The sequence below is a fragment of the Nocardia aurantiaca genome (assembly GCF_009708175.1).
Classification (GTDB): domain Bacteria; phylum Actinomycetota; class Actinomycetes; order Mycobacteriales; family Mycobacteriaceae; genus Nocardia; species Nocardia aurantiaca.
Genome location: NZ_WMBB01000001.1, coordinates 280,371 through 294,149, shown reverse-complemented (window position 1 = coordinate 294,149; position 13,779 = coordinate 280,371). Strand labels below are relative to the sequence as shown.

Below are 13,779 nucleotides of genomic sequence, written 5' to 3'. Positions count from 1 at the left end.
CCGAGCATCCGCTGCACCGCGAGCACCAAAGCGCCCTGCGAGACCGCCAATCCGGGCGGAATGAATTGACGACGGTGGTGCACGCAGCGGATGGCGGGTATTCGATAGGAGATCTCCCGGTACAGGTTGTCCAGACGGCGCCGTCGGGGGCCAGTTGCAGCCCTGGCGCTGGCCAAGGCACGGGGAGCGCAAGCTCGATCCCGGTGATCGGCGGGCTTCTCAGTAGCCTGTCGGCGCACCAGCACCCGCCGTTCAGCGCTCGCGGGCCAGCGGATGCTGAGCAAAGGCCATGCCGGCCCCGCGGTTGCGTCCGCCAGAGTGGTGTAGCAGCTCGCCGATCAATCGGATGAGTGTCGAATCCCTGACATGAGGGTGGTCACCGCATGATCCTGATACCAGTCTCGTAATGGCCGCATACCGCGCTGACCGAACCAGCCAGCGCGGGCATCGGAAGATCAACTGGCCGTACCGATCCGATCCTGGCACCAGTCTCTTACTAGCCAGCTCACGGGCATGCCAATAGGTTCGGCGCCGAATGAGCAACGACCTAGAACGTGAGATCGACGGCGGCCCAAAGACACGGTGGGCGCACGCGGGGTCATCGGCCGCGGATTGAGGCGCAGCTAGGGCGATCCGGCGCAGAACGGTGGCGGCCTGGTCGTCGACATGACCGACTTCGACCGCATCCACAACATCGATCCCGACACCGGGATCGTCGACGTCGATGCCTGAGTCAGGCTCGACATACTGATGAGAATCGTTCTGCCCCAGGGCTTGTGGGTTCCGTTATTGCCGGAACCCGATAGGTCACCGTGGGCGGTGCGATCGCCTCCGACATCCACGGCAAGAACCATCCGGACGGTGCGGAGGCGGAGCTGTTCCGGGCCTGCTCCTCGCGCGTGCTGTGAGCAACCTCTGCATTGTGAGGTTCTCTGGACCCAGTCGGTCGCCGTACGTAACGTAGGTCACATTGGTGTGAAATATCCTGTTGCACAGGAGAATTGTTGTTAGCTTGCCGAAGCGCTGCGTTGGCAGTGTGAGGTACGGTAGGAGTATAAAGTGAAACATTCATGGTTTACTCGGGTGGGGTTCGGAATCGGGTCATTCACGGCGTTGAGTGCGGCCGCGGCGCTCACCGCGGGTATGGCGGTCGCGGAAATCCCTGCGCCCCCGACAGTTCCGGGGGCCACCCACTGCGTAAACACCGCCTATCTGGTGTCGTTCTCGTCGGGCGGGCTGACCGCCGACGCCGCCCGGGTGGAGCTCATCGACTTCGCGCAACAGACCCCGCAGCAGCCGACGATCGGCAGCGTAGTGGTCGTGAATGGAATCGATCCGGTCATCCAGTGGATTCCGACCGTTGTCGGCAGCCACGAGCTGACCGCCAACGTCACCTTCAAGGACGGCTCGGTCTGGGGTACCACCCGCAGCACCGTCACCGTGGCGGACGCGTCCGGCTGCGGCGGCACCCCCACGACCACTCCGCCGCCCACCACGACTACTCCGCCGCCCACCACGACTACTCCGCCGCCGACTACAACTACTCCGCCGCCGACTACAACCGCCCCGGCGCCCGCCGCCTGGCAGCAGGGCGTCCAGTACAACGTCGGTGACGTGGTGTCCTACAACGGGTCCCAGTACCGCTGCATTCAGGCGCATACCGCGGACGCTCCGGACTGGACCCCACCGAATACCCCGGCGCTCTGGCAAAAGATCTAGGACGCCTAAAGTCCTCACGCGACAGGGAAGCGGGAGGGTTCGGGGTGTGCTGGTTCAGCTGACCAGGTCGCGGGTGTTCACCGCACCATGCAATGCGATCCGCCCGGAAATGGCCGAAGCCCCGGTCGCGAGGCGACTGCGGCTTCGGTGAGAAACGTTGCGCTACTTCTATTTAGACGTCGAAGTACAGCTCGGCCTGCCATCTGGGTATCTGTCGCTGTTGGTCGTGTTGCACTATTGGACGGGGCATCGTCGAACACCGCGGGCAAATGACCACAGTCACCGCAGGCCCGGCGCTCGTCGAGCGGTGCGCCGGGCTCGGGTCCAGGGCCGCGTGACGTTTCAGAGCGATGGTCAACCGCGCGGCGGCAACGCCCACTCCATTCGGATGTCACGGCCGCTGACGACCAGGCTGAGCCCCTGATCACGGCCAGCCGCCGGCATGTTCGGCGCAAGGTGACGGCGCGTCATTCGCGCCGCCCGTAGCGACTCTTGCCCTCGCGCTCGATCTGCGGCCGAATCGCTTGTACTGTACGGTCTTTCGGCGGCCGTGGCGGCGGCCAAAAGATCGCGGCCAGGCCCACCGCCGAGGGCAGACCGAACACCGCTGCCCACCCGATCGCCACCCACCCGTCGTTCACTCCAGTTCCCTCCGGTGCTCCGTGTCAGTAACCGAGAGACGCTCGACGGCGATCACGGTCAGACCCAGCGTCGTCAGGGCAGACACATCGGCCCCCGACTCCACGAGCTGAGCCAGATAAGCCCTCGGGTCCATCGGCCACCCGTCGCCGCCGATCAGAGACCAAGAGCCATCCGAGTGCTGGAGGTAATGGACCTCCGCCTCCGTCCGCCGAACCTCGTCATCCATCTCGCACCGCCTCCCTGATGGCCTTGGTACGCACCCGCCGCCGGGGAGCCGATGGGCACGGAATCGACCCGGCGACGGGGCTGTATCGGAGCCTGGCAGCCCGGCCGGCTGAGTTCGTCCCACCCTGGGACAAGGCACGTAACATGTGCCTTGTCAGTGCCACCGAGGGAGCGCACATGAGCAGCGAAGACCGATACATCGGCCAGCAGGTCCGCGCGGTCCGGATGCGGCGGGGGATTTCTCAGCAGGTGCTCGCCGACCGGACCGGCCTGTCCCGTGGAGCCATCGCGAAGTACGAAAACGGTGAGCGCCCAGTGGATTCGCGGCGCACGCTACTGGCGCTGGCGGGGGCGTTGGGCGTCACTCTGGGGGATCTGACCGGGCACGAACAGGATCGGCTCGATCCCTCCACCGCCGAATTCCACACAGCGGTACCGAATCTGGAGACGGTCCTATGGGCACAGGGCAACGTCACCGATACCCGCCCTCCGCGCACCTTGGACGAACTCGCCGCCGCCTCCCGCACAGCCACCAAGCTCCGCAACGACTGCGATTACGCGACGCTCGGCCCGATGCTCGTGCCGATGCTGGCCGACGCCTACCGGCATGTCCGCGACGTCGATGACGATCACGCGGAGCGGGCCTGGGACGTCCTCGGCACCATCGCCTACGGCGTCGCGTCGGCGCTGCGGGCGCGGGGTTATCACGCGCTGGCCTGGAACGCGGCGCAGGAGGCGCAGCGTGCCGCGAACCATGTTGGCGCCGCTGCGCCGATCGCCGCCGCCGCGTTCAGCCGAGGCCAGATCCTGTTGTCCCGCCCCGGCGCGTTGCCCGCTGCGCTGGCGACGACCGTCGGTACGGCGGAGAAGATCGCCGCCGAGGTCCGCACGGTCGGCGAGATCGAGACATACGGGATGTTGCACCTTCACGCCTCGATGGTCGCGGCGACGATGGGTGCCGACCCGGAGCCGCACCTGGCCGAGGCTGCGGAGCAGGCGGACAGGCTCGCTGACGCGAAGCCGAATACGTCGGTCGCGCGCAATGAGTCGTTCGGACCGGCCAATGTCGCGCTGTGGCGGATGAGCGCGGCCATGGAGCGGCGGGAGCCCGGTCAGGTGCTCGCGCTCGCGTCCACGCTCTCGCCCGGGGATCTGCCCAACGAAGGGCGGCGGGCTCAGTACTTCGTGGAAATCGGCAAGGCGCACGCCATGCGGAAAAATTACCGCGAGTCGCTGTATGCCCTGCTGCGGGCCGAACATGCTGCGCCCCAGCATGTTCGAACCATGCCGCCCGTGCGCGAACTGGTCGGCCACATGATGCGCACCGCCAAGCGGAACCTGACGACCGGCGACCTCGGGAAACTGGCACAGCGGGTCGGCGTCCTCCCCGCCTGACCTCGGATACAGAACGACCACAGCCGGGGTCATCCTGTGCGTGCATCCAATTCACACCGAGAGACTTCGCCCGTACCGCGTTCGTCGAGCAGTTCCAGCTGGAACCGGTCGACGGTTGCGAAGCCTCGGCATGGCTTGGTGGATCGGCTCAGCGGCGAGGGCTTGTGGCGGGCGTGAAATACCGGGTCGCGAGGGCTGCGAGGACTCGCTGGTAGGACGAGCCGAGGATGCGGACGAGGATGTCGGCCAGGTAGGCGTCGGCGCCGACGAGGATCTTGGCTTTGCCTTGTGCGGTTCCGTCGAGGATGACGCGGGCCGCCTTCTCGGGGCTGGTGCGGGCGAGGCGGTCGAACAGGTGGACGAGGTGCTCGAGTTCGTCGAGATTGGTGCCGGTGGCCTTCGTCGCGATGGCGGTGCGCACGCCGCCGGGGTGCACGCTGGACACTGTGACCGGGTGCCCGGCGGCGAGCATCTCTTGGCGCAGCGATTCGGTGAAGCCACGCACGGCGAATTTGGCTGCGTTGTAGGCACTTTGAGTGGGGACGGCGAACAGGCCGAAAATGCTCGAGGTGTTGGCGATGCGGCCGGCTCCGGAGGCGATCAGGTGCGGGAGGAACGCTTTGGTGCCGTGCACGACACCCCAGTAGTCGACGTCGAGGACGCGGGAGAGGTCCTTGATGTCGCTGTTCTCTACCGCGCCGACGAAACCGATTCCGGCGTTGTTGAATACGTCGTGCACGGTCCCGAATCGTGCGATGACGGTATCGGCGAAGCTCAGCATCTGCTCGTATTCGGCGACGTCGAGGACGGCCGTCTCGACCTCGGCCCCGTAGGCGCGGCATCGGGCGGCGGTCTCGGCGAGACCGTCGGCGTCGAGGTCACACAGTGCCAGGCTCGCGCCGCGGCGGGCGAGTTCGACCGCGAGGCTGCGGCCCATTCCTGATGCGGCGCCGGTGACGACGGCGACGCGGCCGCGGTAATGCTCGGACATGGTTCTCCGGTCGGGATTCGGTGGGTACGAGGAAGTGGCAGGCGCTCGCCATCGGCCGGTGCGGAACCGGGATGGCCGCACCGACCGGCAGGAGTCATCCTTCGATGCGGTTGAGGTAGGCGCTGCGCTGCTGCTGGTCGTACTGGCCGGGTTCGCGACCGACGAACTGGCGTTTGACCGCGCGCAGGACCGTTTCGGGAATGCCTTGTTCGACGGTGCCCATGGGAGCGAGCCATCGTGGGATGGCCACCTCGGCGCGCCGGTGGCGCACGGTATCGGCGATCGCTTCGCCCACTTCCGCGGGTTGCAGGGTCGGTTGCAGTTTCAGATTCATCCCCGAGGTCAGTTCGGTGTGGACGGCGGCGGGCATCACGGTGGTGATGGTGACGCCGGTGCCGTCGAGTTCGGCGCGGACCGCGCGGGACAGCGCGCCGACGGCGAATTTGGAGGCGCAGTAGACCGCCGCGCCCGGGGTGGTGACCTTGGCGGCCATGGAGGCGACATTGACGATGTGGCCGCGGCCGCGCGTGACCATCCCGGGCAGTGCCAGGCTCATGCCGTTGATCACCCCGCCGACGTTGATGGCGATCTCGCGGTGGTGTCCGGCCAGGTCCAGGTCGAGGAAGGGCGCCAGGCGCATGATGCCCGCATTGTTGACCAGTACGTCAACGGGGCCGGTCGCGGTGGCCGCGTTCAGGAATTCGGCGAAGCTGCCGGGATCGGTGACATCGAGATGCGCGGCGTGTCCGCTGATCTCGGCTGCGGTCGCCTCGGCCGCGGGTAGGTCGATATCGCCGATCCAGACCTGAGCGCCGCGGGCGGCGAGCGCGATGGCGGTGGCACGACCGATCCCGCGTGCCCCGCCGGTGACGCAGGCGACCGTGCCTTCGAGCCGCATCACCGGTTCACCTCCCGCAGCGGTGCGCGCAGCCCGAAGTAGCCGATGACGCGGATCTCGCCGGTTCGCGAACTCATCAGCGCGCGGCCCAGATACACCCCCGGCACCAGTTCGACCAGTTCGTCCCGAACCCGCTCGATGGGCACGATCTTCGAGCTGGGATTGCCGAGCGCGGGATCGGTGTAGGTGACCGCCGCGACCTGAACGAACGGTGCCAGGGCGGCGCGTTCCACGCGATAGGAGAAGCGGAAACCCTGGTAGACCGCGCCCGTGCGGACCCAGCCGCTATACCGCGGCACCGCGGCCCGTAATGCGAGATAGGCGATGCGGTTGAGGCGGTTGTACCCGGTCGCGGTGGTGGCGTCGAAACTCTTGCCCACCCACCCCGGTTCGACAGCGACCACCGGATTGAGCAGAGCCGCTTCGGGAATGCCGAACAGCTTGCTCGCGATCAACCCCTCGTAGTCGCCGTCCAACTGCGGGGCCGTGCCCTGGGCGAACAGAGCCGCCAATAGGTCACGGTCGTCGGCCTCGGCCGCCACGCGCAGATAGTCCCAACACGCCGCACCGGCGCGCGCCGGTGCCGAACCGGCCAGCTCACGCAGTTCACCGAGCAGGGAGGTCGGTTGTTTGCTCGCGGCGTCGGCGTCGGCGCCGCGGCGAGGCGAGGTTTTGGTAGTCATCGAGGATTTCCTTTCTGAAAGGGTCAGGCCGCTGCCGAGGAGGCCGCGGAGCGGACGTGCTCGCGAATGAAGCGGGCGATTTCCGCGGTGAGTTGCCTGCTTTCGGGCAGGTAGGGGAACACCACCGGGAAGGCGTGGATCTGGCCGTACCAGATGTGCAGCTCGCACCGCACGCCTGCCGCGTCGAGGGCGGCGGCCATGACATCGGAATCCAGGCGCAGGAACTCGTCGTCGCAGGCGGTCAGCAGGGTCGAGGGCAGTACGCTCAGGTCGCCGTTCACCGGCGACAGCCTCGTATCGATGCGGCCGTCGCGGGTACACCCCAGTTCGGCGATGCGGGTGAAGGCCGCGGTGGGCAGATACGCCTCGGTCATCGCGTTTCGGTGTGCGAGTTTGGCGTCCAGGTCGAGGTCGAGCCAGGGGCTGATCGCGACCACCGCCGCTGGTGCGGGCAGTTGCTCGCCGCCGACGGCGAGCGCGGTGCTCATCGTCAGGAAGCCGCCCGCCGAATCCCCGGCGAAGACAACCGATTCGCTGTCGGCGCCATGTTCGAGTAGCCACCGGTAGGCCGCCAGGCAGTCGCGCACCGACTCCGGAACCGTGGCCTCGGGCAGATAGCGGTAGCGCACCTGCACGACTGGCAGCCCCGTGGCCCGCGACAGCTCGGCGACGAACCGGCGGTGAGTGTGCAAGCCCCCGGCGACGAAACCGCCGCCGTGGAAATACAGCACCGCGCCGGCGCCGAAGCCGTCCGGCACCCCGGCGGCGCGCACGATCTCACAGCGCACCGATTCCCTTGTCACAGCCTCGACCCGAACGGGGGTGCGGACCGGCAGCATCCGCGCCCCGAGGTCGACCAGCCCGCCCACGCGTATCGCGAGTGGAGAGATCGGCACATGGCGCAGCGCCGGTCGCACCAGCTCACGCACCGCGGCAGTGGCCACCCGCGAGCGCAAGCTGGGGCGACGCGAGCCGGAGCCGAAATGGTGACGTGGAACGGGGGGCATGGGAGTCACCTCTCTGAGAAATCCGGTCCGGACAGTGGTGGTTCCAGTCGGATGAAGAAGATGAAGCGAGCGTTTCATGTTGAAACGACCGATGTCAATAGCGGCTCGGGCGTCCGCGGGCTCGGCGCCGGAATGAGAGGATCGCCCCATGAGCTCTCCGAAGCTGTGGCGTGGGCAAACCCTGAAGGATCGCTCGCTCGACCGTCGCGAACAGATGCTGGATGTGGGCGAGGAACTGCTCGGCACCGGCGGGGTGTCGGCGGTGACCACCCGTGCGGTGATGCGGCAGACCAATCTCAGTCCGCGCTACTTCTACGAAACCTTCGACAGCCGTGAAGATCTCGTCATCGCGGTGTACGACAGAGTCGAGTCGCGGCTGTTCGAGCGCATGCGCGGCGTCCACACCGCCGGAGGGTTGCGCGCGGCGATCCGGGAGATCTTCGAGATCTGCGCGCGATACTTCGAGGAAGATCCCGGACGTGCGCGCATCCTGCTGCGCGAACCGCTCGGCGACGACACCCTGCGCCGACACAGCGCTGACCGCGCCCCGACGTTCCTGCGAATGCTCATCCCGATACTCGGCGCCGAAGCCGACACGATCGTGCCCACCGATGACGAAGACCTCGCGATCGCGGCCGCCGCCCTGAGCGGCAGCCTCGTGTCGGTGTATCTCGAATGGGTCGACGGGCGACTCGGGGTCAGCCGCGAGCGCCTGGCCACCGCCGCGGTGGCGTTGGTATTCGCCCAGCTCGAGGCGGTGCGGCAGCACGACTGAGCGCGTTGGGTCTTGACAGGACCGGCGACAAGTTGAAACATGCGCTTCATGATGAAGCGAGCGTTACCGCTTGCTGCCCCCTGGAAGGACTCGCCGATGACCGCCGAACCCACCGCAACGCAGCAGCGTGACCAGCGCGCTCTCCCGGACAGGCATCTTGTGATCGTCGGTGCTGGAATAGCCGGCATCGGAATGGCGATCACCTTGCGCCGCAATGGAATCGACAACTTCACCGTGCTCGAGCGCGGGGACGACATCGGCGGCGTCTGGCGCGACAACGTCTATCCCGGGGTCGGCGCCGATGTGCCTTCCTTCAGCTACCAGTACTCGTTCGAGAAGAACCCCGGCTGGTCGCGACTGTTTCCCAAGGGGGAGGAGATCAAGCGGTATCTCGACCACTGCGTCGAGAAATACGACATCGCGCGGCACATCGAACTCGGCACCGAGGTGCTCGAACGCCGCTGGTCCGAAGACGAGCGGGTGTGGCATGTGCGCACCAACCACGGCGAGTTCACCAGCCGCTACGTCATCAGCGCTCTCGGACCCTTCGTCAATCCCCGCACTCCCGCCATCCCGGGACTCGAGGATTTCACCGGCATCGTCATGCAGTCCCAGCACTGGGACCACGACCTGGACCTGACGGCTCGACGGGTCGGAGTCATCGGCACCGGCGCCAGCGCTGTGCAACTGGTCCCGAAAGTCGCCGAAACGGCGGCACACCTCACCGTCTTCCAGCGCCGCCCCATCCACGTACTGCCCAAACTCGATGTCCCCGTCCCGGGCCCGGTGCAGCGCGTGATCGCCACCGTCCCCGGCGCCCAGACCGCGCTACGGCTGGCCTTCACCGCGCAGGTCGAAGTCCTGCTCGTCGCGGTGGCCGCCTACGGCAAATCGGTCGTACCACTGGCGCGCGGGCTCTCCGCCACCAGCCGCGCACTGCTGTTCGCTCAGGTCCGCGACCCCGAACTGCGTGAAAAGCTCACCCCCGACTACGACTTCGGCTGCAAACGACCCAGCGTGTCCAATGCCTGGTACCGCACGTTCACCCGCGACAACGTCAGTCTCGTCACCGATTCCATCGATCGCATCACCCCCACCGGCATCCGCACCGCCGACGGCGCCGAGCACCGCTTGGACGTCCTCGTCCTGGCCACCGGCTTCCACTTCGCTCACGAACCGATCAACTACCGGATCTCCCCGGTGGGGACCTGCGACGGATTCGACCTCGCGGAATTCTTCGAAACCGAAGCCCTGCAGTCCTACGAAGGCGTCAGCCTTCCCCAATTGCCCAATGCCTTCTCGCTGTTCGGTCCCTATTCCTGGTCGGGCGGCTCGTACCACATCATGGTCGAGACTCAGGCCAATCACATCATCCGGGTCCTGCGCGAAGCCGAGCGCCGCGGCGCCGACCGGGTGGCCGTGCGTCCCGAAGCCAACGCTCGCTTCCTGGAATTCGTGCGCGCCCGCGCCCAGAGCTCACTGCTCGCCATCAGCAACTGCGCCCCCGCCAACAGCTACTACTTCGACCACCACGGCGATTTCAGCTCCCTGCGCCCCACCACCGGACTGCAAGCCTGGTGGACCAGCCGCAATTTCCCCCTCGACGACTACACCTACAACTAGGAATCAGACTTCCCGCCGCGCGGGATCGCGCGGGGTTCGGGCCGGGCCTCGGCTTCTCGATCCGGTCTCTTCGCTATCCGATGTGGTCGATATCCGACCACAGGTCGCAGTGGTGTTGCTGGGAGAACGAGTCGCCGAGGGTGACATGGTCGCTGCCGAGTTCGAGCGTGGCGTCCGATGTGTCGGATGGCCAGGGCGCGAAGGCGGGAATCTCCGGGTTGCCGGTGTGCGCGAACTGTGCCCAGCTCTGCTGGATGCGCCGAGACAGCAGGTCGGCGGCCGGCGGCAGCGGAATGTTCACCCCCATCAGCGCGGAGAAGACATACGGGACCTCCGCACCGTGGAAGGCTCCTGGCAGCAATGGATTCCATCCCAGCGGCGCGTCGTTGAACTGGTACTGCCACACCCGCGCGCCACCGCGACGCGCCGCCTCCGCGGTGAACAAAGCCGGGCATGCGAAGAACCCGTCGGTGATCACCTGCGCCTTGGCCGCGGCGGGGGAAACGAAGTCGGACAATGGATACCGGTCGAGGATTCGAGCACTGTCGTCGTTGAACAGGGTCTGCGCCCAGGGCGCGTAGTCCGCGGCGGCGGGCGTGACGCCCCGCGCGTAGTCGAGCAGCGCGATGAAGGTCGCGCCTTCTCCGGCGTTACTGCCGACGATCAACGGGACACCCTGGGCAGCGTCGTTCGCCAGGGCGTCTTCCGGGCCGGACGTCACCACGACCTCGTCCCTGACGGGGCTCCATGCGACGTCCATCGTGTTCAATGTCGTTGTCGGGGAACTCAATAGCTGATCGACGGGAGACTCGCGCAGGCATCGCAGCCGGGTCGCGGGGTCACCGCAGCCGATGCTGGCGGCGTAGTCGGCCGATCGCTGATAGGCGACCTCCTTGGTGGGCGGGGTCAGCGGACTGCGAGCGCAGGAACCGCTCTCGACAATGGCTTTGGCGTAGAGACCGCGCGACGAGGGCGAGGCGAGCTGGGTGCAGACGCTCATGCCGCCGGCGGATTCGCCGAATAGGGTGACGTTTCCCGGATCTCCGCCGAAGACGGTCGCGTTGTCTCGGATCCAGCGCAGCGCGGCTTGCTGATCGAGAGTGCCGTAGGTGCCGGTGATTCCACCGTTGTCGGCAGCCAGTTCGGGCAGCGCGAGAAATCCGAAGGGTCCCACGCGATAGTTCGGGATAGCGACGATGACCTGTCCCTCGCGGACAAGTCGAGCGGGAGAGTCGTATTGGGCATTGGATCCCAGAACGAACGCGCCGCCATAGAGCCACACCATGACAGGCAGGTTGGCGCCGGCGGTGTGCTCGGGCACGTACAGGTCGATGGTCAGGCAGTCTTCGCTAGACGGTTGCAGCGCAGGAACATTGGGCAACGGAGGCGATTGCGGGCATTGGGGGCTGTGAGTGGCCGCCGGGCGAATGCCGGTCCATTGTGGCGCCGGCCGTGGGGGCGCGAACCGGTCGGCGCCCGCCGTCGACGCCGCGAACGGCACTCCGAGATATTCCTGTATGCCGTCGGCGTGGATGCCGCGGATGGCGCCCGCGGTGACGGTCGCGATCAGGTCCGCGGGGGCGTCGGCGGGTGCCGCGCCGGCCGGTGCCGACAGGATGATGAGGCTGATCACGGCCGCTATCGAGTACAACCACGCCATGCGCCGGCGGCGCGTGGAGTCGTCTGTGGCGATCCGCATGCGTAACTCCCACGGTCAATATACTTTTGAAGCAAAAGTACTCTAAACGACCCATAGCGCACCCGGGCGACTTTCGGTCGAGATCGCCGAATATCCACTGCGCGTGGACTATTCGCTCAAGGCCACCAGCAAGCGTTGCAGCGCGGGGAGTGCGGCTTGCAGCGCGCGCCGATCAGCGACAGGCAGCCCGCGCAGGGTTTCGCGCAGCACGGCGGCGCTGGCCCGGTCATATCGATCGAGAAGCTGCCGCGCCCGCGTCGATGCCACGAGTAGCGCCCCGCGCCCGTCCGACGGCAGAGGGCGGCGCTCGATGAGGCCGGCCGCCGTCATGGCCCGAATGAGGTTGCTGATGGTGGACTGCGCCACTTTGAGTTCGGCGGCCGCTCGACTCGGAGCGAGGCCACCCGTCGCGACCAGGAGTCGCAGCAGCTCGATCTGGGCTTCCGGCAGGTCGGGCAGCCCCTCCGCGGTGCGCGTCCGCCGCAGGACCGCCCGCCGCAGCGGTCCGAGGAGAGTACTGAGCTGCGCCTCGGGCGGGGTCGTCGCCGTCGATTCGGGCCGGCCGGTGCGGGTGTCCACGCAGTCATTCTGCCCCTGCGATACGCGACCATCCGTGATTACTTTTCCTGCAAAATTAAATCCGCGGCAATCGCTTCGCGCTCACACCGACAATGCTGTACCACGAACCGCGTCCGGGCCTGCCTCACGTCCTTCCGGCTACCGGAACGCCGTCCAGCACCGACGATTTCACGCCATCGCAGATGCCGTCGCGATGCGACCGGCAGACCGATATCGCATGCCCCTTCTTTCTGTCGAGGCCGCCCGGCGATGCACAACAGCAGTCGAAGTTCACTCCAGGTCCGCTTCCTCGGACCTTCGATGGATACGACGGTGCCCCGATCTACGGCGGGGATCGGGGCATTGTCATACCCGGACGCACGAGACCCGTTGCCTACAAACGGATTACGCGCCTTGCCCTGAAGCGTTGCCGGACACTCGCGGGTCGCGGGCGAACAGGGCGATCGAGGTTGCGCTCATCGCAAGCACAGTGGAGCCAGATCGGTCTGTCCGCCGGTTACCGGTGAGGTCAGGTACATGCAGGGGGTTTGGCCCGCCGCGGTGATGGCTTCACGCACTCGATCCCAGGTCGGGGCGTCGAGCGCCGGGCTGCGAGCCAAGACGAAACCGGAGAGTCTAGTCGGATCGGTGACCAGCGCCCACGAGTAGTCGGGGCCGAGCGCGGTGACGATGTAGTTCGTCGGCCCGTCGAGCTGGCCTTGACCGGGGACGCTCGGGAAGCTGACGTGGAACTGCGCGCGAGTCACCGGATCGTTGACCTTCGCGGTACCGCGGATCTCGTTGCGATCGCCGGACCAGGTTGTGCACGAGTTGTATACGGCGACGTTGCCCTGCGGGTCCAAGGTGTAGTCAGCGCGGGTATCGCGAGCGCATTGAAGATTGAAGAACTGCGGGACGGCGGCGAGCTGATTCCAGGTGCCCAGGTATTGGTTCAGGTCGAGCGATTCGACCGGCGCGGGACCGTCGACCGGCCGCGGTGCGGCGGCGCTGCTACCCGCGGGCAGCAGCGCGAAGGTGGAGATCACTCCGGCCACGAGGCCGAGGATGCAGCGAAGCACACGATGTGATGTCATGCGGACTCCTCTGGTACGGACCAGATATGTTGGCGATGGCATGCTCGACACGGTAGCCCGTAACGATGCGCAATCAATGCATATCTGAGTCGTTCACTCGCAGGTTCAGCACGCAGGTCTCAGAACGATGAATGCAGATAGGTGGTCTGCCCCGCACCCACGGGTGCGGCGACGACAGTATACGGGCCTCGGCATGTCGCTGACCGCAGCCAAGCCCGGACAAGCATCTTTCGCCGCACAACGGCCAAGGATGTCTCGAGCCCTCGTATCGACACCCCGGCTCCGCGACCGAGAAACCAGCATCGTCGAGAGTAACGTTGCAGCTGAACGTTCAAGGTTCCGACCTCGTATCGGCGTTAGCGGTTCGTGGTCGGACACCAGCCTGCCGTAGCAGGGTTAGGTGATTCGACCCCTGAAGTTCGCGTTGCCTAGGGCGGAATTCGGTGTGACTCCGCGCGCGGTGTCACACC

Annotated in this window: 12 protein-coding genes and 1 pseudogene; 5 read left to right on the top strand and 8 right to left on the bottom strand. The window is 66.7% G+C overall.

Translation table 11 applies throughout. The features are described from left to right. Positions 1–588: 588 nt before the first annotated feature. Positions 589–854: pseudogene (locus GLP40_RS33515) on the top strand (FAD-binding protein); the annotation flags it as partial. A gap of 229 nt (positions 855–1,083) precedes the next feature. Beyond that, positions 1,084–1,719 carry a carbohydrate-binding protein gene (locus GLP40_RS01310; RefSeq protein WP_196054485.1) on the top strand — a complete coding sequence of 212 codons (636 nt, stop codon included), beginning with the start codon at positions 1,084–1,086 and terminating at the stop codon, positions 1,717–1,719. 637 nt (positions 1,720–2,356) lie between these two features. Here GLP40_RS01310 and GLP40_RS01305 read toward each other — a convergent pair. Beyond that, entirely contained in the window at positions 2,357–2,587 is a 231-nt protein-coding gene (locus tag GLP40_RS01305; RefSeq protein ID WP_154785950.1) for a hypothetical protein, read from the bottom strand. 176 nt (positions 2,588–2,763) lie between these two features. On the opposite strand from GLP40_RS01305, the gene GLP40_RS01300 reads away from it, so the two are divergent. Next, entirely contained in the window at positions 2,764–3,981 is a 1,218-nt protein-coding gene (locus GLP40_RS01300) for a helix-turn-helix domain-containing protein (RefSeq protein ID WP_196054484.1), read from the top strand. Positions 3,982–4,129: 148 nt separating this feature from the next. Here GLP40_RS01300 and GLP40_RS01295 read toward each other — a convergent pair whose 3' ends face one another. The 4 genes from GLP40_RS01295 to GLP40_RS01280 all read right to left on the bottom strand — a co-directional run bounded on the left by GLP40_RS01295 (position 4,130) and on the right by GLP40_RS01280 (position 7,560). Beyond that, positions 4,130–4,972 carry an SDR family NAD(P)-dependent oxidoreductase gene (locus GLP40_RS01295; RefSeq protein ID WP_154785948.1) on the bottom strand — a complete coding sequence of 281 codons (843 nt, stop codon included), beginning with the start codon at positions 4,970–4,972 and terminating at the stop codon, positions 4,130–4,132. A 94-nt stretch (positions 4,973–5,066) separates the two neighbouring features. Further along, on the bottom strand, positions 5,067–5,870 hold the full coding sequence (locus tag GLP40_RS01290) for an SDR family oxidoreductase (protein WP_154786335.1): 804 nt from the start codon (positions 5,868–5,870) through the stop codon (positions 5,067–5,069). Further along, complete coding sequence (locus GLP40_RS01285; protein WP_154785947.1) at positions 5,870–6,553, bottom strand: hypothetical protein; 684 nt, start codon at positions 6,551–6,553, stop codon at positions 5,870–5,872. The genes GLP40_RS01290 and GLP40_RS01285 overlap by 1 nt, the downstream gene beginning before the upstream one ends. Positions 6,554–6,576: 23 nt before the next feature. Continuing rightward, the gene (locus GLP40_RS01280; protein WP_154785946.1) at positions 6,577–7,560 is read right to left on the bottom strand and encodes an alpha/beta hydrolase; all 984 of its coding nucleotides are present in this window, start codon (positions 7,558–7,560) and stop codon (positions 6,577–6,579) included. Between the two features lie 148 nt (positions 7,561–7,708). On the opposite strand from GLP40_RS01280, the gene GLP40_RS01275 reads away from it, so the two are divergent. Then, the gene (locus tag GLP40_RS01275) at positions 7,709–8,335 is read left to right on the top strand and encodes a TetR/AcrR family transcriptional regulator (protein WP_154785945.1); all 627 of its coding nucleotides are present in this window, start codon (positions 7,709–7,711) and stop codon (positions 8,333–8,335) included. 96 nt (positions 8,336–8,431) lie between these two features. Continuing rightward, the gene (locus tag GLP40_RS01270; protein ID WP_154785944.1) at positions 8,432–9,958 is read left to right on the top strand and encodes a flavin-containing monooxygenase; all 1,527 of its coding nucleotides are present in this window, start codon (positions 8,432–8,434) and stop codon (positions 9,956–9,958) included. Positions 9,959–10,031: 73 nt separating this feature from the next. Here the strand turns inward: GLP40_RS01270 and GLP40_RS01265 are convergent, their stop codons facing one another. From GLP40_RS01265 to GLP40_RS01255, 3 genes are all read right to left on the bottom strand, one after another. After that, positions 10,032–11,657: a carboxylesterase/lipase family protein gene (locus GLP40_RS01265; protein WP_154785943.1), complete on the bottom strand. Its 1,626-nt coding sequence runs from the start codon at positions 11,655–11,657 to the stop codon at positions 10,032–10,034. A 108-nt stretch (positions 11,658–11,765) separates the two neighbouring features. Further along, a complete protein-coding gene (locus tag GLP40_RS01260) occupies positions 11,766–12,236 on the bottom strand; it encodes a MarR family winged helix-turn-helix transcriptional regulator (RefSeq protein ID WP_328289554.1) in 471 nt (156 codons plus the stop codon). Positions 12,237–12,691: 455 nt separating this feature from the next. Then, the gene (locus GLP40_RS01255) at positions 12,692–13,309 is read right to left on the bottom strand and encodes a lipocalin family protein (RefSeq protein WP_154785942.1); all 618 of its coding nucleotides are present in this window, start codon (positions 13,307–13,309) and stop codon (positions 12,692–12,694) included. Positions 13,310–13,779 lie beyond the last annotated feature (470 nt).

Excerpts from the sequence above, each read along its gene's own strand:
- GLP40_RS01305 (WP_154785950.1), bottom strand. The coding sequence starts at position 2,587 with ATGGATGACGAGGTTCGGCGGACGGAGGCGGAGGTCCATTACCTCCAG.
- GLP40_RS01300 (WP_196054484.1), top strand. The coding sequence starts at position 2,764 with ATGAGCAGCGAAGACCGATACATCGGCCAGCAGGTCCGCGCGGTCCGG.
- GLP40_RS01295 (WP_154785948.1), bottom strand. The coding sequence starts at position 4,972 with ATGTCCGAGCATTACCGCGGCCGCGTCGCCGTCGTCACCGGCGCCGCA.
- GLP40_RS01290 (WP_154786335.1), bottom strand. The coding sequence starts at position 5,870 with ATGCGGCTCGAAGGCACGGTCGCCTGCGTCACCGGCGGGGCACGCGGG.
- GLP40_RS01285 (WP_154785947.1), bottom strand. The coding sequence starts at position 6,553 with ATGACTACCAAAACCTCGCCTCGCCGCGGCGCCGACGCCGACGCCGCG.
- GLP40_RS01280 (WP_154785946.1), bottom strand. The coding sequence starts at position 7,560 with ATGCCCCCCGTTCCACGTCACCATTTCGGCTCCGGCTCGCGTCGCCCC.
- GLP40_RS01275 (WP_154785945.1), top strand. The coding sequence starts at position 7,709 with ATGAGCTCTCCGAAGCTGTGGCGTGGGCAAACCCTGAAGGATCGCTCG.
- GLP40_RS01270 (WP_154785944.1), top strand. The coding sequence starts at position 8,432 with ATGACCGCCGAACCCACCGCAACGCAGCAGCGTGACCAGCGCGCTCTC.
- GLP40_RS01265 (WP_154785943.1), bottom strand. The coding sequence starts at position 11,657 with ATGCGGATCGCCACAGACGACTCCACGCGCCGCCGGCGCATGGCGTGG.
- GLP40_RS01255 (WP_154785942.1), bottom strand. The coding sequence starts at position 13,309 with ATGACATCACATCGTGTGCTTCGCTGCATCCTCGGCCTCGTGGCCGGA.